Raw genomic sequence first — 23,291 nt, 5'->3', positions numbered from 1 at the left:
CCGCGCCTAGGTTAATGCGTCAGCATAAGCAAAAAGGGCGGGGTTACCGCCAGTATGCCAAAAGAGGACCTTAGCTGATGCGGGTATCTGGCCACTCCGAACAAGATGGATTAGACCCGCCATAGCGCGGCCAGTATATACGGGATCAAGTAAAATCCCCTCACTTTGGGCTAGTAGACTAATGGCTTCTTGTTCTGCGCTGCCTACCACGCCATAACCTTGACCGATATAATCATCGCGTAGGTCGAGGTCATGCAAGTCAAATCGCTCGGTTAAATCGAGCTGCTGTGCCGTTTCATTCGCAATATCGACAATAACTTGTTTGAAAGGTTTGTTGGCATTTTCGTCTTTGTCTATATTAATTCCCACGATTTGGTAATCTTGTTGCACTAGGCTCTTGCCAACCATCATGCCAGCGTGGGTTGCACCAGAAGATGAGGCAAATACGATGTGGCTAATAGAGGTGTTTGCCAACTGCTGTTGTAATTCTTGCATGGCGTTAACATAACCCAGGGCGCCTACTTTATTTGAGCCACCATAAGGCACCACATAAGGTGTTAAGCCTTGCTGTTTTAGGCGTGCAACGAGGTCAGGGATGCCTTCTCCTTTTCGGTTTTCACCTTGCCAATGAATGGTACTGCCTAGCAAATAATCCAGCAATAAGTTGCCATTTACCTTGGAAGGTTTGTGGCCACCTAACAATAAATGACAGGGTAATGAAAGTAAGGCTGCTGCGGCCGCTGTTTGACGACAATGATTGGACTGTATTGCGCCAGCGGTAATAATGCAGTCGCAGCCTTGGCTGACTGCCTCTGCTAATAAATATTCTAGCTTACGGGTTTTATTGCCGCCCATGGCAAGTCCAGTCAAATCGTCACGCTTAATGTAAATGTCAACTGCGCCTAACGCAGCGCTAAAATTGGGTAGAGCATGAAAAGGCGTGGGGAAAAAACCTAGTGCTTGTCGATTAAACCGTTGCATAAGCGCTCTCATTTAGCATTAGTACGCTACTCTATAGCGGATTATTATTGGATATGGGTTTAGCCATTTGCTCGGCATTTAGAATTGTCACCTCACGTTGCGGGAATGGCATATGTATATCATGGGCTTTGAGGGTTTCCAAAATACTGAGCATTAAATCTCCCCCCACCCGGTTTTTGCCGTCATCGACACCTTGCATCCAAAATTCTACAAACATATTGATGCCAGAATCGCCGAAACTGTCAATTTCACAGTCTGGACGTTCTTCAAAAGGCACGTCCTCACCGCTAATCACTTGTGGGTGCTCCGCAACGACGACTTTGATTATTTCCACCATCGCTCGCACGTCGGTTGCATAGGGTACTGAGAAGTCAACTCGATAGCGCTGTTTGGGATCTTTGTGAGTCCAATTAATAAATTGAGACGAGATAAACATTTCATTGGGTACCACGATATCTTTACCATCGTAGGTCTCTAATACGGCGTAGCGCATACGAAACTCTCTGACAAACCCCTTGGTGTTATCATCCAATTGCACATAATCACCTACCGTCAATGACCGGTCTAATAAGATGATGATCCCTGAAATGAAGTTTGAGGCAATCGATTGCAAGCCGAGGCCAAGGCCCACGCCCACCGCGCCGCCAAATACTGCCAATGTGGTCAGGTTTATGCCCATTACGTTGAGTAAAAGCAAAAATACGACACAAAATAGGGCGACCTCAAAAAGTTTAGAAAACACCTCTCGAGTCGGAACATCAAGATGTTCTTGTTTGCGAATAATGTCCTTACCCAGGCTACTTGATGCTCGGCCCAACCAAAAAAGTAAGGTGCCAAAAATTAGCACACGTAAGACCCCATAAGCTGAAACACTTACGTTGCCCACATTTAGCGAGACATCTTCAAGCTCAGCAATAAAAATTGGTAAATAGCCTAATAAGTGCAAGATCAGCGTTGGTAAACCTACCCATCTAAATAAATTTGCGGCAAATCGATGGGTAACAAAGGCCTGAATGCAAAAGTGGAAAAACAGGATGACCGCAATAAAATAAGCGGTATTAATGACCCACGCGGTGTGCGCAGTGTGGCCGCTAATTTCAGTGGATACCCGTAACATGATGATGGATAACAAAGGATAAATAATGCCGCCTAAACGAAAGGCCAGTTTATGTAAAGGGTGGGCGGTCTCTGGCGGTTGATGATTTGTGACACCAATGTGATTGCGGATTTTTTTTGCTAACAAAAAGGCCAAAAGGTAAACCAATAAGACGATAGCAATTTGTAAGTAAGTAAATGGCGTGCTGAGGGTTTGTTGCACTAATAACAAGCTGTGCTCAAAATATTGTTTAATCAGATCAGTGTTCATCTTTTCGCTTACTTTGACATCTTTACACCATATTACTACGTCATTGAGGCATAATCATGTTTAGAATACTCAGTGATACATTGAGTAAACGCATTCACCCAATAATCCACAGGAGTCATTATGACCAAGGCTAGTTTACGTGTACTTTACCCTCATCCCACCGACGCAGAAAAATTTGACCAAGACTATCAGCAACATCTTGCCTTATTTCATGAAAAGACCAAGATACCTAAAGATAAACCGCCGTATACCGTGAGTAAATTCCATGCTACTCCTTTGGGAAATGCGGCGTATTATCAAATGTTTAGCTTACCATTTGATTCGATGGAGGCCTTACAACAAACAATGATGAGTGCAGAGATGCAATCAGTGGCTGCTGATGCGGTTAAAATTTCCACAGGTGGTCAACCAGTTGTACTTATTGCAAGTGATCAGTAATTATTGAAGGTAAGCTGGGTGAAAGATTCTGTAGGTGTCTTGCGCAGCATCGCGATTCTGGAAGGAACGAAGGGCTGCTTAGCTTTTATGGTTGCTATTGGCTTACACACCTTAGCGGGTGAAAACGTGCAAAGTATTGCAGAAAGCTTAGTGCGCCACCTCCACCTGAATCCCGCAAGTCACTATCCACATATTTTGATTGAAGCTTCCAGTCAGGTTACGTCCAGTAATATTCGTCTGATTGCTGCTGGTGTACTGTTGTATACCCTTATCCGGTTTATAGAAGCGTATGGTTTATGGCATCAAAAGCGGTGGACTGAGTGGTTTGCTTTAGTTAGTGGTGGAATTTACATTCCGTTTGAAATTCGAGAAATGTACCTGCATGTTAACCTTTTCACGCTCGGCGCATTTAGCCTAAATGTGCTTGTGGTGTCATACCTTGTGTGGCTTATATTTAAGCCACACAAAGAAAAAGATTAACTATGATGAAATGAACAGTCGGTGTTAGGCGACAGAACTCATGTCGTTTACCGATTTTAATTTTAGCAAGGAAGTAAATGAGTCGTGATAGGATAATAAAGCCAGCTTCTCTTTGTCCGTCATCCAGTTTAATGCTTCCAGTTGAGATTGCGCATCAGCAATTTTATATTCAGCGCTAATTTTATCGATAGGCGGATATCCGCGTTTTGGTGCCGGTGGTACTTGCGTCATTGAAAAATGCGACGCCCACAATGGTTGTTGTTGTAACAGTTGCTCAAAACTTAACTCGTGAGTGACTTTAGAAAAGTCGTCCACGTATTCGTCACGTTTATGCATTATTTCCGGTACATCAACTTCTTCTGGGATAGACAGCAAGCCACAAAATCTCAAAAATTTGGCTAACCACTTACTGCCACTTAAGGCAGAAAGTGGGATCGAAAATACCAGTCCTACCAGCGTTGGTGCCAACCAAAGTAATAAGGGGGGCGAGTAATAGTACAATACTGCAGTCATGACCAAGCCAATGAGCGTATGCCAAATATGTTGGCCAAATAATTGAGCCCACGGTAGACCGTTATATTGCCTTTGTTGGGTCGACCAACCTGAATCCCTACCTCTGAAAATATCAAGAATGTGCTTACTGTGGATCAGCATAAAAATAGGCGCATACAAGACTGAAAATATGATTTCAACACAGGCGCCCAGAATCAGCCTGATGACCCCTAAGGGGCGACGTAAAGAGGGAGTAAATATCGCGCGGGTAATACCTAAAATTTTCGGTACTAATAAGATCCCCATAGTAAAAACAAACAGTTGCACCATGCGTTCAGAATCAAAGACCGGCCAATGGGGAAACAAGCTCATTTCATCGGAAAAATATTCGACGTTAATGTAGTGAATTTGAATAGCCATCACAATACCAATCATGATTAAGGCAAACCAAATAGGCGAGGCCATATAGCCCATAATCCCGGTTAACATATGAAAACGATTTGGCCAGCGTAATCCTTTAGCCGACAAAACAGCCAAATGCTGAATATTACCTTGTGCCCAACGTCTATCGCGGATTGCCACATCAGATAAACTAGGTGGACTTTCTTCCCATGAGCCTTTCAGTAAAGGCAACATGCGCACAGACCACCCCGCTCTGCGGATAAGCGCGGCTTCAACAAAATCATGAGATAAAATGTCGCCGCTGAAGGGTTTTTGCCCACCTAAAGTTGGTAAACCTGCAGCTTGAGAAAATGCACTGACTCGGATAATGGCATTGTGACCCCAATAGTTGCCGTCATCGCCTTGCCAAGCTGTTATGCCGTTAGCCACGATAGGGCCATAAATTGTGCCAGCAAACTGCTGAAGGCGAGCAAATAGTGTATCGCCGCGATACAAACAAGGCAGCGTTTGAATAATGCCACTACGCTCATCTGCGGCCATCTCTTTCATTAACTGAACTAGAGTGTTTGCACACAATAAACTATCGGCATCAAGCACTAACATATAATCATAACGACCGCCCCAGCGACTCACAAACTCATGCACGTTACCGGCTTTTTTAGCTTTGTTGTCAAAGCGGCGGCGATACCAAACCTGCATCTGGCCTTGGAGAGCTTGTTGAAGTTTTTTTACTGCAGCGGTCTCTTTAAGCCATACATCAGGTTTATTAGAATCAGAAATAATAAAAATTTCAAATTGTTCACCGAAACCTTGTGCAGCTAAGGCTTTGCCCATACTCAATAGTGCTGCGCAAGTTTGCGCGGCGTCTTCATTGTAAATAGGCATAAGCAAGGCCGTTTTTTTGCCGCTCAGATCACTGTCTATTTTACTGTAGTCTTTGATAGGGCAAATAAACCCTGCGATTGCACCGCAAGCGGCCAGCGCAATCCACACGAAGGTTAGAGCAAAAAAGCCAACCATTAACCACTGCAAAAAGGTTACGTCGACTTGAGACACGATCAATATCATCTGATACGTAGCAAATATCGTGAGAGCGCTTGCACCACCAAAGGTGATTAATCGCGCTAGCCAAGTTGACCAAGACTGCGCTGCATATTTCACCTTTTTATGCTGAGAAAAATCTTGTGGTGGCATATGCAAGGGGCATTCAGTCGGGATGGCTCCTTGGGGTTCTTTGTTGGCTTCATCCACGGTTATCGGTTCCATCTGTAAAGCCATGTTTCACCCCATGCTTTGTCTTTTGATGATAATGATACGCGCAGTTCTGAAAGATCTTCTCTGCCTGGTTCAAACTTAACAACCACACGGTATAAACCAGTTTTATCCATAAATTTCTGAATTGTACCCACTATTTTGCCGGTACTGGCTGAGGCGCTTACCACCACATCATCGGGTAAATTCAACGAGCTGTAGTCGATAACAAAATCTCTGACGGTCTCACTGCCTAGCGCTTTACCGGTAGCGGTAGATAAGATGCGCCCCCCCTTATCTTCCACAGCAAAAACTGAGCCCCAAGAAATTTTGTATTGAAACGAATAAGCACGATTTGCTTTCATCGGTTCAGAGGGTTGCCAAAAAGCGACAATGTTGTCGTGAATTTCTGAGTTGGTAGGAATTTCGACTAATTCAACGTGGCCTGGACCCCAATTGCCAATAGGCTCAACCCAGGCAGAAGGTCGCGCTTCATAATGGGCTTCCATATCCTCAAAATCTGTAAACTTGCGGTGACGTTGGAACAAACCAAACCCTTTCAGTGTTTTATCACCAAAAGCTGAAACTTGTAATTTGCGTGGATTAGTTAATGGACGCCAAATACGTTCATTTTGACTATTGATCATGAACAAGCCGTCTGAATCATGCACTGCTGGTCTGGTGTCGTCAAAACGAGTGCGGTTAACCCCATTGTATAAAAACATCGAAGTTAAGGGGCCAATGCCAAAAGAATCAATTTGTTTTCTTGGATACAAGGCACTGTTCACTTCGATTTCGGTATTTTCGCCAGGCGTGGCTTTAAAGGTAAATGCACCAGTGAGTGACGCGCTTTCTAACAGAGCATGGATCACGATAGACTGACCTTGTTCTTTAGGCCGTTCAATCCAAAACTCGGTAAATACTGGAAATTCTTCACCAGTGGGCTTTGCCGTGTTTACTGCCAACCCTCGGGCTGATAAGCCATACCAATTGTCTTTACCTAAGCCTCTAAAATAGGTGCCGCCTTGGTACACCAAAAACTCATCCCATACATCTGGTTTATTGATGGGCGTGGTCAATTTAAAACCAGAATACCCTTCAGCTTGCGTTTCTTTGGCCGCTTTTTGTTCTTTGTCGTAGTTAAAAATATCACTGGTGTACAAAATGCGCCGAGATGTGCCGCCCACCACTAAATTCAATTTAACCGGTGTTTTGAACAAGAAGCCTGGATGCATAGGGCTGAGACGAAAATTACGATCTTCATTTTTCCACACGCTTGCACCACGTTGAAATTGGATTTTTCGATAGTCATCATAATTTAAATTATTGAGTGGGCTGTCTGGTGCTAATTTAGGCTCAACAAATTCTTTAGCAGCAAGCTCTTTGGCTTTTTCTTCAAGCCACTGGCGGTTAAATTTATGAGTGGGTCTGTCGTCTTGCGCAAAAGTCAGGGTCGATGTAAGTAAAACAAAGACGCAAAGAAGCACTGTTTGAATGGATTTGCTGATCAAAATAAAGGTTCCTAAATTATGATTGTGAGTAATCTGCGTGAGTGATGGTGATCTTTACCTCTAAGGCACAAAACCAACACAGGTATCTTTAGCTTTGCTAAGCACAAGCTATACCACTTTTTATATTTCTTTTTTAACGGTTTAACACTGCGTCGCTAAGCAGCAACGTAATGGGGCTGTCCAATAGGGCGTTAGAGGGGACAATGTCAATAAGACTGAAAAATAACGCTTTTTTAGATTCTCGCTGCCATAAAAATAGTACACTTTGTCTCTAATTGGCTACATAGAATCGTCGCAAAACGTCAACGTTTAACAGGCCACACACCTGCTTTTAACACTTTAAATTGCTTTGAGTTTATTCGCGGGTAAATCTTACTGAGTGACTCTCCTGTCATAAGTAAAATTTACCCAACGAAGCTAGGACAATTTATTTTTGAAGTCCTCGTAGGTGAATTTACGCACTAATTCAAAGCTACCGTTTTTGCGTAAAATGCCAATAGAGGGATGTTCAACACCGTTAAAAAAGGTTGTTTTAACCATGGTGTAATGGATCATGTCTTCAAAGATTATTCGTTCACCAATTTGCAGCTCATGGTCGAAACTGTATAGGTCGATTGCATCACCGGTTAAACAAGAGTTTCCGCCAAAGCGATAAGTATGGGCTTTTTCTCCGGCTTTACCCGCCCCACGAACTTCAGGACGATAAGGCATTTCGAGTACATCAGGCATGTGTGCCGTCGCTGACATATCGACAATGGCAATTTTGTCGCGGTTTTCGACTATATCAATCACTTCACACACTAATGGACCCGTTTGCCACGCCACAGCTGAGCCAGGCTCTAAGATCACGTTTAAGTGTGGATAACGAGCCTTAAAAGCTTTTAATACGCCGATAAGATGTTCAACATCGTAGCCTTTCTTCGTCATCAAATGACCGCCACCAAAGTTGATCCATTTTAACTGGCCAAAGTACTGAGAGAATTTCTTTTCAACTGCAAGAATAGTCCGTTCGGTAGCAAAGGAGTCACATTCACATAAGTTGTGTATATGAAAACCTTCTATACCAGTTAAATCTGCACCAACGAGATCTTTAGCAAGAATACCAAAACGTGAACCCGGCGCGCTGGGGTCGTACAATTCGGTTTCGGCTTCGCGGTGCTCTGCGTTTAAACGAATACCTGGCGATACATCAGAGGCCAAAATTTGTTGTTTATAACGCTGCCACTGACCAAGGCTATTAAATGAGATGTGGTCAACTAAGTCTACTAACTGATCAATATCTGCAGGTTTAAAGGCCGGCGAAAAAGCATGCACTTGTTTGCCTATGGTTTCTTTACCTAATCGTGCTTCCCACACCGCACTGGCAGTTGAACCTTGTAGATATTGTTTGACTAAATCGAAGGTAGACCACATGGAAAAGCCCTTAAGTGCCAAAATGATTTCGACACCACTTTCGTCCTGTACTCGTTGCATTAATTGTAAATTGGCTTCGAGTTTAGCTTCTTCACACACATAGCAGGGCGAGGGGATCGCAGGGTTTAACATCGGGTCGGCGGCATCAACAGTCATTTATATGTCCACTTTAATGGTGTAATTCATTAAAAATCAAAGGGCAGGGTCACTGAATGACGCTGCCCTAATTGCTTTTGCAAAAAAGCGTTAACTTACTTTTTAAACGGGCTCTGTTCTACTTCAATGACATGCCATGGTAGGCCGTGTACATTGAGTAATTCCATAAAGGGATCAGGATCGAATTGCTCCATGTTCCACACACCTGCTTTTTTCCAAGTACCATTTAACATTAAAGCCGCGCCTATCATAGCAGGTACGCCTGTAGTGTAAGATACGGCTTGAGCGCCTACTTCTTCATAACAAGCAGCGTGGTCACAGTTGTTATAAATAAAGATAGTCTTTTCTTTGCCATCTTTGATACCGGTAATATAAGTACCGATACAGGTCATGCCTGAGTAGCCTTCGGCTAAGGTGCCAGGGTTAGGCAATACCGCTTTCAAAAACTCTAAAGGTACGATTTGCTGACCTTGGAAATCGATAGGCGCAATACTGGTCATGCCTATGCCTTCTAATACACGTAAGTGAGTTAGATAAGCTTCGCCAAAAGTCATCCAGAAACGGGCACGTTTCAGCGTTGGAAAGTGTTTAACGATAGATTCTAATTCTTCATGAAACATCAAATATGAAGCGCGTACACCGATGTTTTGATAATCCAGGTCTTCACGTACGCTCAGTGGATCGGTTTCTTTCCACTCACCATTTTCCCAAAAACGACCACGTTGGGTAATTTCACGAATATTGATTTCAGGATTGAAGTTAGTGGCGAAAGCTTTGCCGTGATCACCCCCGTTACAATCGACGATATCTAAATAATGGATTTCATCAAAATAGTGTTTGGCTGCATAAGCGGTATAAACGTTAGTCACACCGGGATCAAAACCGCTGCCCAATAAAGCCATTAAACCAGCTTTTTCGAACTTTTCTTGGTAAGCCCACTGCCAAGAATATTCAAATTTAGCCACATCTTTAGGTTCGTAATTGGCTGTATCTAAATAATGTACGCCAGTTTCTAAACAGGCATCCATGATGGCTAAATCTTGGTAAGGTAAGGCTAAGTTTACCACTAAGTCAGGTTTGACTTGCTCAATTACCTTAACCACTTCACTGGCGTGATCTGCGTCAACAGCAAAGACCCCTTTGATGCGGTCTGCGCCAATTTCTTTTTGTAGCGCTTCGCATTTTGACACGGTGCGACTTGCTAAGTAAATTTCGTCAAAAAACTCAGGTAAACGCGCACATTTTTTGACAGTTACAGCAGCAACGCCGCCAGCACCAATGATCAATACACGAGACATAAGATGATCCTTTTAGTTTTTAAGATATAAAAAACGCGCATGCTATCAGTAAATTTGTAGCATGCAATAGCTGCAATAAAATAGGTGGTTTTATTGGCTATTTCCAGTTTAACCACGGGATTGTTGTAGTGCTTGATTATGACATAGTGATGTCATCACTGCATTGATTCTCTGCTCTACCGAGCCCGATACGATAATATGTGGGATGTGTTTTTCTATTAAATAGGCTTTGATAAAGGCTTGAAATTCATGTCTGTTAGCGTCCCCAGAGCGTTCCCACGTATCGTCGTAGGGAATTTCATCACCGCATAGCACAACGAGGTCGTAACGCTGCCATGATGCTTGCGCAAGTTGCTCAAGTTCAGGCAAGGCGTCGCCATGATAATGCAGGGCAAAGTGCCAAGTCGTAAACGCATTGGTATCACACAATAACACGTCATTGGCCTTGTCGAGCGCTTCGTCTTCCCAGCGAACTTGAGTTTGCGCAATATGCAATAATTGCTCAGGACTTAGGCGTCGGTCTACCTGATGTTCTAACCAATACTCTCGACCATATTCTGCCACGGTGAGGGTGTGAAGCTTTTTGGCTAGCGCTTCACACAGGGTGGTTTTTCCGGTGGATGGTCCGCCGAGGAAAACGATTTTTTTTATCATGACTCTACTTTATGGTTGAAAAGTGTGATGGCTCTAGCGTTCATTAAATCATTGAATACCAGTGGTGACAAAAAGTCCTGATACCTCGGCAGATTATCTCTGATCATGCTTGCGCTAATGGGGACCTGTAATCTGTTGCAATCGACTTGGACATTCCTACAGCTAAAAGCTTTACTAATGTGCTCACCATAAGGTTCACTACTGAAAAAACTATCGAAGCGGTATTCCGCCAGTAGTCCCAATAAGTATTGCTCTTGGCTGGCGATTATCTCGGGGGTATATCCGGTTTCTTTTGGGCCATTAGAAGCCAAAACTAGATCCACCTGCGGATAAAGCCGTGCAATCCACGATGCTCTTGTCCTTACATCACATTGCGGTAATTCATCACAGGCATAGATCACCACTACTAACCTATCAACGTTAGCTAGGGCTGACTCGATGAGAAACTGATGACCCTTATGTAAGGGGGCAAATTTGCCGAGGGTAAAGCCTGCTGTCATTTATGCTGGCGCTGCATTCGATACGGTATTGGTGGTATTTCGCCAAGATGTATACCATTGTATTTGCCCAATAATCGCCATGACTAAAAAGCACAAATACAGCAGCGAGGTTGGGTACAATTGCTTTTGCCAATATATGCCTATGGCAACAATATCAACAACAATCCAAAAGGCCCAATTCAATAATTTTTTATGTGACAGCAACCACTGTGCGGCCAAACTTGCACATGTTGTAAAAGCATCAGGGTAGGGAAGACTCGCATCGGTATTATTGTTCATGAAGTAACCCACTATTATTGTTCCAATAATTACCGCACCCATCCACGATGTATATTCAACGGTACTTCCGCGATTGACGATAACCTCTCCATGCTCTTGTTGTGAACGACGCCAGATAAACCAGCCATAAAACTGAAAGCCGATATAAAACAGCTGCAGTGCCATATCAGAATACAGTTTCACATCGTAAAAAATCCACGTGTAAATTGAAACTTGAACAAGGCCAAAGGCAAAGCTCCATATACTGCGTTGAATAAGTAAATAAACACACAAAAAGCCTGCAACCGTCGCTATCCACTCAAGTTCTGAGGCGCCGGCAAAACCTTGAAACCATTCAGTAAAATTCATCAGTTTTCATTCACAGGAAATATTTGGATTGTATCTAAAAAAGGTCCATTAGAACCTATTGTTCCCCCTAGCACATAGATGTTTCCATTCAAAATGGTGGCTGCATTGTGACGACTCGCCTCCAAGGTAAAAGGAGCGAGTTGCCAAGTGCTGGACGTCGCATCAAAAACGTAAGCACTATTTAAGTTTGTGTAATCGCCAAAGGTGTAGATTTTACTTTTGCTGGCGACGGCTGAATGGGCGCTCAAAGGCTGAGGAAGCTCAGCAAGTTCAGTCCAACTATCGAGTGCTAAATCATAACGGTAAAAATGACTAGAGGGCGTTTTACCGTTAAAACCGCCAACGGTATAAATATGTTCACCTAGTACAACAGCTCTAGTACTTTCTTTGTCAGGTAGGTCTGCGCCTTTTTTCCAACTATCATTGTTAATATCGTAAATGGCTACCGTATTGGTAGGGACAAGTTTGTTGCGCGTTTGACGAGACCAGACCCCGCCACCGCTGACTATTATTTTTCCATCAAGAAGAACCGCACTGCCAAAGCGCCGTGGAACGGGCATCTCACCAATTATCTTCACTTCTTGAGTGCGAATGTTATACACCTCGACTAGAGGTTGGAGTCTGCTACGATTTTTCCAATTAGAGACGCCGCCAAGCACATAAATTAAGTCAGCACCATCCCACACCGCTGAATGATAACGCCTAGGTAACAGTTTATCTTTTAATTGCGTAACAATTTGTGTAGCAGGTTCAATAATCACGATATCTCTTGAAAACCCCTCTTTATTTGCCCCACCAAGGACAAATATATGTTTACCATTGTTGGCAACAGCATGGCCGTAAAGTGGCGTAGGTAAACGCAATGTAGTGTTTGTTGGTGATGGGGCTTGAGACGCGCAGGCTGTTATTACTAAGGTTAAGACGAATAATATAATGGCGTGAAATCGCTGACGTTTGAGCATGATGTCTTCCCTGAACGGTTTTAAGAAGTAGGTGGTTAGCTTACAAGGACAAAGGCAAATTTAGCAAGTCACAAAATTGATGCACGCTGCCCAATTGCGCGGCTACCTTGCAATCCGCCAGTATGCAAAATTAACAAGCGACTGCCTTTGTTGAAATAATTTCTGTTGATTAAGTCTTTCACCGCATACATCAGCTTACCACTATAGATAGGTTCAATTTCAATGCGTGTTTGGCGATAAAAATCGTTGCAAAAATCCACGAGTTCGTTAGAACGTTTAGCATAGCCACCAAAATGATAGTCATGGCATATGGCCCAATGTTGATAGGTTTGTGGTAACAAAGCCTGCACATGTTCTTCCAAATAACCTTGACCTTTTAACGCGGCAATACCCAGAATATGAGTTGCGCTGTGTGCGGTGGCTTTGATTAGCCCTGCCAATGTACCGCCACTGGCAACTGGCGCGATAATATAATCATAATGTTGGTCTAATTCGCTGATAATCTCAGCCACACCTTGCAAAGCCAATTTATTTGAACCGCCCTCTGGAATGATCAAAGCATTTGGGTACTGTTGCTGCAACAGAGTCAAATAGGCAGGGGACTCGCGCTGTTGATAGGTAATTTTATTGACATATTGAATATCAGTTTGCCACATTTGTAGATCGTGCAACATAGGGCTGGGATTAGCCGAGTAGTCGCCTCGCACAATCGCAGTAAAACGTATGTTGAGCCGGTGACAACAAAAGCCTAATGCATGCAGATGATTAGAAAAGCCACCACCAAAACTGACGATGTGGAGTGTTTTGCTACCCAATATTTGCGCTAGCGAATATTTCAGTTTTCGCCATTTATTGCCTGAAATAATAGGGTGTAGCAAGTCATCTCGCTTGATAGAAACGCTAATGTTATGTGAGTTTGGCCAAGCTAAATCTAGACTGTATTGAGGTGATGCCTCTTTGACCTCTAACGTGGCGAAAAGCTGGGCTAAGTTTCTGGTGGATGTGATCAATGTTTTTCTTTCCACTAATGCACCAACATATACCCTAACATGCCTAGTAAAAAGCCAAACACCGCTCCCATGGGAGGAAACCAATGTTTTTCCAGTTTTACTTGGGGAGCAATGTCTTGAAATATGGAATACAAAATGCCGCCAGAGGCAAATAACATGATGGCTGAGACAATATGGTGGTAATCGGTTAACCACACATAACCACTTACGCCTGCAATAGGCCCTAATAAGGCGAGTAAGGTAAACACAATTAAAATCTTTGCTGGACTAAACTGAGGTGAGGAGCGCAACTCGCGGTAGGCATTAAATCCTTCAGGAATGTTTTGTAGGGTGATTAAACCTGCCAGCAGATAACTGCTAGGGCTATCAAGTGCGATGGCAGCACCAAGCGCAATAGATTCTGGAATAAAGTCAGCTAACATCGCGGCCAATTGGCTGGCAGGCGTATTGGTTTTTCTTAACCAAATATCTAAGCCCATAAAAGCGAAGCTCCCCCCTAAAAAATAGAGTGTTGCCTGTGTCATAGATACGTATTCGATGCTTTCAGGCACTAACACTAAGCCAACCGCTGATAGCAAAGCGCCGCCACCAAATGCCATGACACCGTGGCGAAACTCTTGCGCTAGCCAATCAGATTGAAAATGTTCAAGTTTGGCCAACAGTCCGCCCAAGGGCATGCCTAAGCCGGCCAACGATGTGACTAAAATAACCATTAATAATGAAGACATTGTTTGACTACCTTTAACAAGTCAGTGTTTTTGCTCTTAGGTTACGCAAATTTTTGCAGCAGGGCATGGAGCATGTCTTGCTCAATGGGTTTGCTCAAATAATCACTCATTCCACAGGCGAGGCATTTTTCTTTTTCACCAGTAAGGGCATTTGCGGTAAGCGCTACAATAGGCAAGCTGGCAAGAGGTTCGGGTAATTGTCGAATTTGCTTTGTGGCTTCATAGCCATCCATGTTGGGCATTTGACAATCCATCAACACTAAGGAATAAAACCGGCTTTGTTTTGCTTCATGCTGCAAAATGGCTAAGGCTTCAAGGCCATCAGCAGCAATGTCAAATTCGATTTTATGTTGCTTCAACATCTCACCCACCACAACTTGGTTAATTTCGTTATCTTCAACCACTAATACTTTCAATTGGCTTAGCGTTTTTGTTTGGTGGATAAGGCTAGCTTTAGTCTTATTGATCTGATTTGTTTGTGGCAAGGTGACTTCAATCGATGCTTGAAACACACTGCCACCATCAACAGCGCTTTGCACGGTCACATCGCCATTCATTAATTGGCATAAGTTTTTGGTGATAGACAAACCCAGACCAGTGCCACCAAATTTTCGAGTCGTTGACACATCTGCCTGATTAAAAGGTTGAAATAAGGTGGCGAGTTGCGCTTCGCTTATGCCAATGCCGCTGTCTTTAACGGTAAGCGTTAAACGGGCCTTTTCAGTATTTAATGGCGTTAGTTGAACATGGATATCAATACCACCTTGATGCGTAAACTTGATGGCATTAGAGACTAAATTAGAACATATCTGCCTCAAACGAGTTGGATCGCTGAGGATGATCATATCATCGCTAATGTTAAAGTCTTTGCTCACCTTGATAGATTTATCCCCTGCTCTTGGCATAAAAACATCAATGCAGCTATTGAGTAAGGAATGTAGCTTAATTGGAATAATTTCTAAATTTAGCTTACCTGAGTCGACCTTTGTAAAATCTAATATGTCGTTAACGATGCCAAGTAAAGACAAGCCGCTGTCTTTGGCCAAATTCAAAAAATGTTGTTGTTTTTCGGTCAGTGGTGAGTCTTGTAATATCTGTAACATGCCTAGCACCCCATTGATAGGCGTGCGAATTTCGTGACTCATATTGGCTAAAAACAAGCCTCGTGCTTCTAGTGCTAAGCTTAATTCTTTATGCCGATTTTCGAGTTGTTCACGATAATAAACCTGCTCGGTAATATCTTGAAATGCGCCAATAAGCCTCACACATTGGCCATTTTCTAATTCAGCCCTACCTTTGCTCGCTACCCATTTTGTATTGCCCTTGTGTGTGATAATTTCAAATTCGCCAGAAAAGTGCCCGCCTTTTTCAATCGCCCTATTGACTAAATTACTGAGGCGTTGACGATTCTCTCCTTCTTTGTAGAAATTGATTGCCGAGCTTAATTGCGGTTCATAATCTGAGGGTACTTCATGAATTTGTTTGGTCACTTGTGACCAATACGCTTTGTTAGTAATTAAATCCACTTCCCATGCGCCAACGCCAGCCAGTTGGCCCATTTGTTCGAGTATATGTTGCTGACGGGCCATCTTTTTCTGCTGAGCCTGCAATAGGGTGATTTTTTCATGGCGGGCTATTTCATTACCAGCCCAATGAGCTAATAGTTCGATAAAATCATGCTCTTCTTCACTAAAAGGGGAGGTGCGAGGGGTGCTTGAAGAAAAATTAATGGTGCCAAAACGTTCTCCTTCAACTAGCAGTGGGACGCCTATATAACTCTCTAAGCCAAAATTTTGATAGCAAGGATGTTGGGCAATGCGACTTTTGCCAGCGTGATGAAACGACAGGGCCTCATTAGTTGCAAGGGTATGAATACAATAGGTATCGCATACTGGAAACGTCGTACCTAGAAGCAGGGCATTGTCCGGTGAAACAGCATGACACACAGTGTAGAGCTCACCGCTTATTTCACTAATGATACCGAGCTCTAATTTATAATAGCTACTGCCTAGTTGCAGTAAAGATTGCATTTTTTGCGAGAAAGATAAGCTATTGTCTGAGGTGATTTGATACAAACGTTTCAAATTCAGCATGTTACTTTCATTCCTTTCATTCTTACCTTAAGTCTCGCTGTTTGCGACGAATAATAGCGCTTGTTTCAAAGACTTGGGACTATAACGTTTTATCAATATGCAGGAAAGCGACGGTCTTGGGTAAATGGCGTGAATACAAATTTGCTTTCAATTCTGCTTGGGCTAATTCATCATGGGTTTTTACCATTTTCGGAATGCTGGAGGACCATTATGACCCTCATCTTAACTTGCTTGCTCATTGCGACCATCATGCCTATTTTAGCTAAAGCCCCTTTAGCGTTGGCGCAAAATAAGCAACAAGGCGGCTATGATAACCGCCATCCTCGTAGTCAACAAAATGCTTTGCTTGGTTTTGGTGCTCGGGCTAAAGCCGCCCATGAAAATTGTTTTGAAGCCTTGATCATGTTTATGCCTGGTGCGTTGGCATTAATCGCACTCAATCAAGTTGGGCCCATCGCACAATATTTGTGTGTAGCCTTTGTCGTGGCGCGCATCGCCTATTTATTATGCTACTGGTTTAACTATCACCTTGTTCGCAGCATCTGTTGGAGCGTCGGTTTTTTCTGCTCTGTAGGGCTGTTGATACTGGCTTTAATTTGATTCCCGCTCCTACAAAGTTGAATGCGTTAGGGTTTGATTGATCAGTCGTTTTGCTTCTGAGTAGGGCCAAAAATATTGTACTTCTCTGGTTTTGGCCTTTTCTTGGGCGCCTAACCAAAACGCTTGTGTCATCAAATCCCCGTGTAACTCTTTGAGTAATAGTTTAAGGTGTTTTTTACCCACAATAAAATGTTCAAATTGTTCGGGGAAGACGTCTGTTGGTCCTACAGATAAGGTGTCGAGTGCATATGGGTCGTCAGAGCGGGGCAATAATCGAAACTCTCTTTCGTGCATGTAACAAATCTCATCGTAATCATAAAATATTACTCGGCCATGGCGGGTAATTCCAAAATTTTTGTGTAGCATGTCACCAGCAAAGATGTTGGCTGCGGCGATTTGTTTAATGCACAAACCCAGTTCATCAATGGCGTGGCGTATTTTATCGGGGTCGGTCTCTTGCTCTAAGTACAGATTCAGCGGGGTCATCTTACGTTCTATATACAAATGTTTGATGATCACAGCCTCTGAGGTGACTTCGATGCTACCCGCGCATTCTTCTTGGAGTTCTTGCAATAAGGCAGGATCCATCCGATTTAAGGGTAAACGAAAATTCATATATTCGTGTGTGTCGGCCATGCGGCCCACCCGATCTGTCATTTTGACCAGTCGATAGCATTCCTTAACCCGCTCACGAGTGACTTTTTTGCTTTCGGGAAAGTGGTCTTTAATAATTTTAAATACCACCCCGTAAGATGGCAGATGAAACACTGACATCACTAATCCTCGTATGCCAGGTGCAAAAGTAAACTGATCGTCGCTGTGTTCCATGTGTTGTAAAAAGTTACGATAAAAAACGGTTTTGCCGTGTTTGTATAATCCAAGGGATATATATAATTCGAAGTGTTTTTTGTTAGGAAGAAGCTCATGCAAAAATGCGACAACTTCTGCAGGATGTTGAGTATCGGCCATAAAATACGCGCGGGCAAAACCAAAAATAACACTGAGATCTGCAGGCTCTAACAAAATAGCGTCAATTTGCAGTTGCTTTTGTTGGTCTAACATTAAGGCAATAACAAAAGGGATCGTTTGCTCAGGCATGCAGATTCGGCCCACCAAATAAGCAGATTTACTGCGATAAAATACCGGCTTTAACATCTCAATAGTATGAATGCTGGCAAGTTGTTGGCGGCTTAAATGTTGTCGAATCACTTGCTCTACTAAAGCAAGATCATGTTCTTTGTGAGCAAAATCAAGGTTAAATCGATACGTCTTAAAAATATCGTCTAACAGGTTTCTAACCGTGCCGGTGGTATCAAAACTGTTAACCACTTTTGCACGATAATGACCGGCTAAAAAACAGCGGCTAGGCAAGATAAACATCACAGAATTATCGATAACTTGATGTTTGAAAATCCGCCCAATTACAGAGTTATAAAAGGTTTCCGCTAATTCAAATTGAGGATGTTCATCGAGCAGCTTCAAATAAGCACTTTTGAGCCCTTGCCAAAACGCATGGTTTTGTTGCAAGGGGAAGACATGGTGGTAGATATCACTCACTGCAGCTGACAAACTTTGTTCGTAGATAGTGATACGTTCTTTTACTGCTTGCTGAGTGGCCTGCCATTCGCCTTGCTCGAACCGTTGCTGAGCACCGCCGGTGATTCGACAATACCAACGAAAACTTTTATCAAAACCAGTGAGTATTTGATACGCCACCGTGGCGGTTAGGGTGTTTAAATCGGTTTTGTTGGTGACTTCAAGCATGTCGTTAACCTTATTATTGTGCACTTGGCGATTTGACTAACCAAAGGCAGTGGCTACTGTGTGCCAGTTTTTAGCCGACAATGCTTGTTGGTTGACATAACCATATAGTAATTCAAGGTATTGTCTAACTGTGTGCATTAATTGTTATATTCACTATCATCATGACCTTATATAAGGGCTAACAGCTCATTCGGAGGCGTTGATTTGCCTAGCGTCGTGTAAGGTCCTAGTACATCAGGCTCTGATAGATTATCGAAAAGCCTAGTTAAACACCGCAGATAAAATAGCGTGAGTAAATTCTTTACGTAAATAAAACCCGCGAGGTCGCGTTTGGATCACCGAGCCATGTGGACCAATGGCATCGGTTAAGGCTTTGCCATCTGCAGCCTTGGGTCTCAGTTGCAGATATTGCCCATGACGTGCGGTAATTTTTTCGATTTTACCCAGGGCGATATACTCCATTAATTCTTCCCAGTCTTGGCGTAACTGTTGCTCTTGTTGCGCATTAGCCGTCCACAAAAAAGGCGTGGCGATCATGCGATCTTTAGGGGCGACATCTCGTCGGCCATCAATCGGCACCCACAGCACTTGGCTAAGCTTATTTTTAACGTTGCAATTGTGCCATTCTATACCGGCTATTTGGGTTAAATGGGCATAACAAACGTAGGTGGTTTCTAAGGGTTTGCCTTGTAAATCGATGGGGATGGTTTTAAGTTCAATCCCAAGGGAGGCAAAATCTTGTTGGCTTTTAGAGCCCGCGTTGGCGCCTAAATAGAGTTCAAGTAATTGACCTGTCCAGCCCTTTTCCCTTTTAAAATTACTTGGCACTTTGACATTCACCATACTTGCCAACTCGCCTAAGGTTAGTCCCGCTATCTGTTGGGCACGTTCTAATAACTCCTCACGGTCTCGAGGTGGTGAACTACTAAATAACATGAGTTTTCTCTTGTTTCATGCAGCCAGTAAATAAGCAGTATTGCGCCACATAGTAGGTTGACATAACTAGCAAGTGTTCTGCTGGCAGGGCGATGACAAACTTATTTAGAGCGATCAAACTGTCTGAAATAACAAACAAATAAGCACCGCTTAGCAAATATAAACCGTGGGTTTGGGCAAAAATGGCCAATAATGCCATTGCACTAATAATAAGCATATACACTATGACAGGTAGTTTGAGTTGTGCGGTTTGGGGCAACACAACATACAGAATAATAACCAATATCCCTATCAAAGGAAGCGTCCTTAGCAGGTTTCGTTGAGTAATTTTGGCCCATGGAATAAAACCAATGGCGTAGCACAGGTGAGCGATAGCGAACGCCATTAAGCCAAAAATAAAACGGTTATGCAGGGCACTCGCTAATAATATATCCCCAGTAGCACTAGCAATAAGTGCCAGTGTTAACCACAGACGTATTCTTCTTTTGGGTCCTTTTATTGTCATGATGGCTAAAAACAGGATAGGTGCTGCTTTGTGTATGGCTTGCAAAGGATAATGATAAAACGACGCTGCAATTATGTAGCATAGGGCCAATAGCCAATAAAATAGCGGGATGAGACGGATATGGCTGATATTCATTTATATCTCTTAGCTAACAAGTTTGCAGAAATAATCATCTAGTGTCTGTTTGACGCGTTTTATTCCTTTGAAAGCCAAGTAGTTTATGGAAGAATGCCAGACATTAAAAGAATAGAGTTCTTGGGAGTCTAAGTGATTGATGCCGAAGGATTCCGCGCCAATGTTGGCATAGTAATTTGCAATGAACTAGGACAAGTATTTTGGGCAAGGCGCTATGGACAACATTCTTGGCAGTTTCCGCAAGGCGGAATCGATGAAAATGAAACTGCCGAACAAACGATGTATCGCGAACTCCATGAAGAAGTGGGCTTAAAACCAGAAGACGTAAAAATCCTGGCGGTAACCAAGAATTGGTTACGATACAAATTACCGAAACGACTAGTAAGACAGGGGAGTAATCCAGTCTGTATTGGGCAAAAACAAAAGTGGTTTTTGTTACAATTGACCTGTAAAGAAGAAGACGTAGATCTACTACATTCAAGCCATCCTGAGTTTGATAATTGGCGCTGGGTGAGTTTTTGGTATCCCGTCAGAAACGTGGTGTCGTTTAAACGGGAAGTGTATCGACGTGTGATGAAAGAGTTTGCCCCAACGGCAATGCCAGAGACAGCGAGTATTGGCCAAACCCCAACGAGTAAACCTAAGCGTCGACGCAAGGCATAATAGACTATGTTGAAAACGTTAAAGCGAATTGTACAGGAAGTTAATCAAGCGCCTAACTTAGATGAGGCGTTGACGTGTCTTGCAAATCGTTTAATCGAAGCGCTTAAAGTCGATTCTTGTAGTATTTATCTTGCAAATTACGACCAACAACATTTTTTACTCGTTGCGACCCAAGGCCTAGCCAAAGAGGCTATTGGTCAAGTTACCATTGGCTTTTCTGAAGGTTTAATTGGTTTTATTGGGCAACGTGAAGAGCCCATAAACCTCAAAGATGCGCCTTCCCATCCTCGTTTTAAATATTATGCTGAAGTACAAGAAGATCATTTTCATGCTTTTCTTGGCGCGCCCATTATTCATCAGCGTAAGGTGCTCGGGGTTATTACCTTGCAGCAGAAAAAGAAACGACGTTTTAGTGAAGACGAAGAAGCGTTTCTGGTTACCCTAGCCACCCAACTCGCGGTGCAAATTGCCAATGCAAAAGCGCGAGGCTCGGTACATCTACTCGAGCAAAATGTGCCTAAAGATTGGCAAAAATCGCTTAAAGGGGTGCCTGGTTCCTCGGGCTTAGCAGTCGGTATTGGCTATGTCAGTAACCTACTAGTAAATATTCGCAACCATGTGCCCACTCGCAACATGGATGCAGCTAAGCAAATATTGCTGTATCGCAACGCGGTAAAACAAACACGAGAAGATGTCAGTGTGCTGTCACAGCGCATTCAAGGGGAAGTGCCCGATGATGTGCAGGCCATCTTCCAGCTCTATCATCATTTATTGGATGCCAACAGCCTAGGCCGTGAAGTAGAGCAAAAAATCAATGCAGGTTGGGACGCCCCTAGTTCGTTAAAAATGGTGGTTGAAACCTATATTAGTCAGTTTCAAACCATGTCTGATCCTTATATGCGTGAGCGCGCAGTGGATGTTGAAGACATGGGAAATCGTGTATTGGCGAATATTCTTGGCATCGCAAGCGGCAAGGTCATTGAACGTCAATACCCTGAGCAGGCCATTTTGATTGCAGAGGAAGTGACGGCGTCAATGCTGGCCGAGTTTCCAAGCGAAAAACTGGTGGGTATTATATCCATGCGTGGCTCAACCAACTCTCATGCTGCTATCATGGCCAGAGCAATGGGTGTGCCGGCCGTTATGGGCTTGTCTAATGTGCCTTTTTCCTTACTCAATGAAAAGGACATACTATTAGACGGTTATACCGGTGATGTGATTGTGTCGCCCAGTGCCACCATTCGTCACGAGTTTGGATTGTTAATTCAAGAAGAGGCAGCGCTCACAGAGCGAATTCACTCACAAGATAGTTTACCGGCGATTACCGTGGATAACTGTTCAATGAGTCTGTTGGTCAACGCTGGCTTATCACTTGAAGCAGAAAAAAACGATAATCCCTACTCAGATGGCGTAGGCTTATTCCGCACTGAAATTCCTTTTATGATGCGTGAACGATTCCCCACCGAACAAGAACAAGTAAAACTTTACCGGACGTTATTACAAAGCCAACCTTCGAAACCTTTTACCATGCGAACGTTGGACGTGGGGGGAGATAAACCCTTACCCTATTTTCCAATTAGTGAAGAAAACCCTTTCTTAGGTTGGCGTGGTATTCGCTTAACCCTTGACCATCCCGAAATATTTTTAGTGCAAATTCGGGCTATGTTGCGTGCAAGTATTGGTCTAGATAACCTCAACATTATGTTGCCGATGATCACTTCGGTAAATGAAGTGAAAGAGGCAAAAAGATTGTTGGCCCAAGCTTTATTTGAAGTGTCGGAAGAAGCTGCCGAATTGGGTGAGAAAATTATAAAACCCAAAATAGGCGTGATGCTTGAAGTCCCTGCAGTGATTTATCAGCTACCCCAATTGGCCAAACACGTGGACTTTTTCTCGGTCGGAAGTAACGATTTAACACAGTATTTATTGGCGGTGGACCGCAATAATGCACGAGTCGCCGATCTATATGACAGTTATCACCCTGCAGTGCTCACTGCTCTATATCATATTGTGCAACAAGCAAATGCTTTGAACGTACCGGTTACGGTGTGTGGCGAACTTGCAGGCGAGCCTGCGGGTGCCGTACTGTTGTTGGGCATGGGATATCGTAAACTCAGTATGAACAACCATAATTTACTTAAAGTTAAATGGGTTGTGCGTAATGTCAGTTTGCAGCAATCTGAGTTGTTATTACACAGAGTATTGACCCTTGATAATCCCAAGGAAGTGCGTCAAGAAGTGAATCTTTATTTAGAAACAATTGGTCTGGGCGGCCTCGTACGAGCTGGCATATAATGCAGATAAAATATAAGTATGCAGGTCAATA

At 43.3% G+C, this 23,291-nt stretch carries 21 protein-coding genes; 5 read left to right on the top strand and 16 right to left on the bottom strand.

Translation table 11 applies throughout. The annotated features are described in order from the left end of the window. Positions 1 to 6 precede the first annotated feature (6 nt). Together NWQ57_RS21010 and NWQ57_RS21005 are read right to left on the bottom strand one after the other, a co-directional pair. Positions 7 to 981, bottom strand: a complete 975-nt coding sequence (locus NWQ57_RS21010) for a D-cysteine desulfhydrase family protein (protein ID WP_306024150.1) — start codon at positions 979 to 981, stop codon at positions 7 to 9. Between the two features lie 31 nt (positions 982 to 1,012). Beyond that, entirely contained in the window at positions 1,013 to 2,347 is a 1,335-nt protein-coding gene (locus NWQ57_RS21005) for a mechanosensitive ion channel family protein (RefSeq protein ID WP_306024149.1), read from the bottom strand. A 120-nt stretch (positions 2,348 to 2,467) separates the two neighbouring features. Here NWQ57_RS21005 and NWQ57_RS21000 point away from each other — a divergent pair, with 120 nt between their 5' ends. Together NWQ57_RS21000 and NWQ57_RS20995 are read left to right on the top strand one after the other, a co-directional pair. Then, complete coding sequence (locus NWQ57_RS21000; protein ID WP_306024148.1) at positions 2,468 to 2,785, top strand: EthD family reductase; 318 nt, start codon at positions 2,468 to 2,470, stop codon at positions 2,783 to 2,785. A gap of 18 nt (positions 2,786 to 2,803) precedes the next feature. After that, on the top strand, positions 2,804 to 3,265 hold the full coding sequence (locus NWQ57_RS20995) for a DUF2127 domain-containing protein (protein ID WP_306024147.1): 462 nt from the start codon (positions 2,804 to 2,806) through the stop codon (positions 3,263 to 3,265). A 24-nt stretch (positions 3,266 to 3,289) separates the two neighbouring features. On the opposite strand, the gene mdoH is transcribed toward NWQ57_RS20995, so the two are convergent. The 11 genes from mdoH to NWQ57_RS20940 form a co-directional block, all read right to left on the bottom strand. Further along, positions 3,290 to 5,437, bottom strand: a complete 2,148-nt coding sequence (gene mdoH, locus NWQ57_RS20990; protein ID WP_306024146.1) for a glucans biosynthesis glucosyltransferase MdoH — start codon at positions 5,435 to 5,437, stop codon at positions 3,290 to 3,292. Next, complete coding sequence (locus NWQ57_RS20985) at positions 5,413 to 6,921, bottom strand: glucan biosynthesis protein (RefSeq protein WP_306024145.1); 1,509 nt, start codon at positions 6,919 to 6,921, stop codon at positions 5,413 to 5,415. Before NWQ57_RS20985 ends, mdoH begins: the two co-directional genes overlap by 25 nt. 417 nt (positions 6,922 to 7,338) lie before the next feature. After that, complete coding sequence (gene nspC, locus NWQ57_RS20980; protein WP_306024144.1) at positions 7,339 to 8,490, bottom strand: carboxynorspermidine decarboxylase; 1,152 nt, start codon at positions 8,488 to 8,490, stop codon at positions 7,339 to 7,341. Positions 8,491 to 8,585: 95 nt separating this feature from the next. Then, positions 8,586 to 9,788, bottom strand: coding sequence for a saccharopine dehydrogenase family protein (locus NWQ57_RS20975; RefSeq protein WP_306024143.1), 1,203 nt, complete (start codon positions 9,786 to 9,788; stop codon positions 8,586 to 8,588). Between the two features lie 108 nt (positions 9,789 to 9,896). Further along, entirely contained in the window at positions 9,897 to 10,442 is a 546-nt protein-coding gene (locus tag NWQ57_RS20970) for an ATP-binding protein (protein WP_306024142.1), read from the bottom strand. Next, positions 10,439 to 10,942, bottom strand: a complete 504-nt coding sequence (locus tag NWQ57_RS20965; RefSeq protein WP_306024141.1) for an adenylyltransferase/cytidyltransferase family protein — start codon at positions 10,940 to 10,942, stop codon at positions 10,439 to 10,441. Before NWQ57_RS20965 ends, NWQ57_RS20970 begins: the two co-directional genes overlap by 4 nt. After that, positions 10,943 to 11,569, bottom strand: coding sequence for a nicotinamide riboside transporter PnuC (gene pnuC, locus NWQ57_RS20960; protein ID WP_306024140.1), 627 nt, complete (start codon positions 11,567 to 11,569; stop codon positions 10,943 to 10,945). It abuts the gene before it with no gap. Then, positions 11,569 to 12,531, bottom strand: coding sequence for a kelch repeat-containing protein (locus NWQ57_RS20955; RefSeq protein WP_306024139.1), 963 nt, complete (start codon positions 12,529 to 12,531; stop codon positions 11,569 to 11,571). Before NWQ57_RS20955 ends, pnuC begins: the two co-directional genes overlap by 1 nt. Positions 12,532 to 12,599: 68 nt before the next feature. Beyond that, positions 12,600 to 13,556, bottom strand: a complete 957-nt coding sequence (locus NWQ57_RS20950; RefSeq protein WP_306024138.1) for a 1-aminocyclopropane-1-carboxylate deaminase/D-cysteine desulfhydrase — start codon at positions 13,554 to 13,556, stop codon at positions 12,600 to 12,602. Beyond that, positions 13,556 to 14,269 (bottom strand): ZIP family metal transporter, encoded by a 714-nt coding sequence (locus tag NWQ57_RS20945; protein ID WP_306024137.1) that lies wholly within the window; start codon positions 14,267 to 14,269, stop codon positions 13,556 to 13,558. Before NWQ57_RS20945 ends, NWQ57_RS20950 begins: the two co-directional genes overlap by 1 nt. Positions 14,270 to 14,310: 41 nt before the next feature. Continuing rightward, complete coding sequence (locus NWQ57_RS20940) at positions 14,311 to 16,362, bottom strand: ATP-binding protein (protein ID WP_306024136.1); 2,052 nt, start codon at positions 16,360 to 16,362, stop codon at positions 14,311 to 14,313. 210 nt (positions 16,363 to 16,572) lie between these two features. Between NWQ57_RS20940 and NWQ57_RS20935 the strand changes: the two genes are divergently transcribed. After that, on the top strand, positions 16,573 to 16,962 hold the full coding sequence (locus tag NWQ57_RS20935; protein ID WP_306024135.1) for an MAPEG family protein: 390 nt from the start codon (positions 16,573 to 16,575) through the stop codon (positions 16,960 to 16,962). Between the two features lie 9 nt (positions 16,963 to 16,971). Here NWQ57_RS20935 and aceK read toward each other — a convergent pair whose 3' ends face one another. From aceK to NWQ57_RS20920, 3 genes are all read right to left on the bottom strand, one after another. Further along, a complete protein-coding gene (gene aceK, locus NWQ57_RS20930) occupies positions 16,972 to 18,726 on the bottom strand; it encodes a bifunctional isocitrate dehydrogenase kinase/phosphatase (protein WP_306024134.1) in 1,755 nt (584 codons plus the stop codon). A gap of 261 nt (positions 18,727 to 18,987) precedes the next feature. Then, complete coding sequence (gene mutH, locus NWQ57_RS20925; RefSeq protein WP_306024133.1) at positions 18,988 to 19,662, bottom strand: DNA mismatch repair endonuclease MutH; 675 nt, start codon at positions 19,660 to 19,662, stop codon at positions 18,988 to 18,990. Next, positions 19,652 to 20,302, bottom strand: coding sequence for a lysoplasmalogenase (locus NWQ57_RS20920; protein WP_306024132.1), 651 nt, complete (start codon positions 20,300 to 20,302; stop codon positions 19,652 to 19,654). Before NWQ57_RS20920 ends, mutH begins: the two co-directional genes overlap by 11 nt. Positions 20,303 to 20,434: 132 nt before the next feature. On the opposite strand from NWQ57_RS20920, the gene rppH reads away from it, so the two are divergent. Then, positions 20,435 to 20,965, top strand: coding sequence for an RNA pyrophosphohydrolase (gene rppH / locus NWQ57_RS20915; RefSeq protein ID WP_306024131.1), 531 nt, complete (start codon positions 20,435 to 20,437; stop codon positions 20,963 to 20,965). Between the two features lie 6 nt (positions 20,966 to 20,971). Continuing rightward, a complete protein-coding gene (ptsP, locus tag NWQ57_RS20910) occupies positions 20,972 to 23,260 on the top strand; it encodes a phosphoenolpyruvate--protein phosphotransferase (RefSeq protein WP_306024130.1) in 2,289 nt (762 codons plus the stop codon). Positions 23,261 to 23,291: the final 31 nt, after the last annotated feature.

It is taken from the genome of Paraglaciecola sp., from assembly GCF_030730205.1.
Taxonomy (GTDB): Bacteria; Pseudomonadota; Gammaproteobacteria; order Enterobacterales; family Alteromonadaceae; genus Paraglaciecola.
Note: the sequence above shows the minus strand (reverse complement) of the source record. Positions and strands in the feature narration are given on the sequence as shown.

Bases quoted from the DNA above. Each gene is read 5' to 3' on its own strand.
- mutH (WP_306024133.1), bottom strand. From the start codon at position 19,662: ATGTTATTTAGTAGTTCACCACCTCGAGACCGTGAGGAGTTATTAGAA.
- NWQ57_RS20940 (WP_306024136.1), bottom strand. From the start codon at position 16,362: ATGCTGAATTTGAAACGTTTGTATCAAATCACCTCAGACAATAGCTTA.
- NWQ57_RS20970 (WP_306024142.1), bottom strand. From the start codon at position 10,442: ATGATAAAAAAAATCGTTTTCCTCGGCGGACCATCCACCGGAAAAACC.
- NWQ57_RS20935 (WP_306024135.1), top strand. From the start codon at position 16,573: ATGACCCTCATCTTAACTTGCTTGCTCATTGCGACCATCATGCCTATT.
- NWQ57_RS21000 (WP_306024148.1), top strand. From the start codon at position 2,468: ATGACCAAGGCTAGTTTACGTGTACTTTACCCTCATCCCACCGACGCA.
- NWQ57_RS21005 (WP_306024149.1), bottom strand. From the start codon at position 2,347: ATGAACACTGATCTGATTAAACAATATTTTGAGCACAGCTTGTTATTA.
- NWQ57_RS20965 (WP_306024141.1), bottom strand. From the start codon at position 10,942: ATGACAGCAGGCTTTACCCTCGGCAAATTTGCCCCCTTACATAAGGGT.
- ptsP (WP_306024130.1), top strand. From the start codon at position 20,972: ATGTTGAAAACGTTAAAGCGAATTGTACAGGAAGTTAATCAAGCGCCT.
- NWQ57_RS20945 (WP_306024137.1), bottom strand. From the start codon at position 14,269: ATGTCTTCATTATTAATGGTTATTTTAGTCACATCGTTGGCCGGCTTA.
- pnuC (WP_306024140.1), bottom strand. From the start codon at position 11,569: ATGAATTTTACTGAATGGTTTCAAGGTTTTGCCGGCGCCTCAGAACTT.
- NWQ57_RS20975 (WP_306024143.1), bottom strand. From the start codon at position 9,788: ATGTCTCGTGTATTGATCATTGGTGCTGGCGGCGTTGCTGCTGTAACT.
- NWQ57_RS21010 (WP_306024150.1), bottom strand. From the start codon at position 981: ATGCAACGGTTTAATCGACAAGCACTAGGTTTTTTCCCCACGCCTTTT.
- mdoH (WP_306024146.1), bottom strand. From the start codon at position 5,437: ATGGCTTTACAGATGGAACCGATAACCGTGGATGAAGCCAACAAAGAA.
- aceK (WP_306024134.1), bottom strand. From the start codon at position 18,726: ATGCTTGAAGTCACCAACAAAACCGATTTAAACACCCTAACCGCCACG.
- nspC (WP_306024144.1), bottom strand. From the start codon at position 8,490: ATGACTGTTGATGCCGCCGACCCGATGTTAAACCCTGCGATCCCCTCG.
- NWQ57_RS20955 (WP_306024139.1), bottom strand. From the start codon at position 12,531: ATGCTCAAACGTCAGCGATTTCACGCCATTATATTATTCGTCTTAACC.
- NWQ57_RS20920 (WP_306024132.1), bottom strand. From the start codon at position 20,302: ATGAATATCAGCCATATCCGTCTCATCCCGCTATTTTATTGGCTATTG.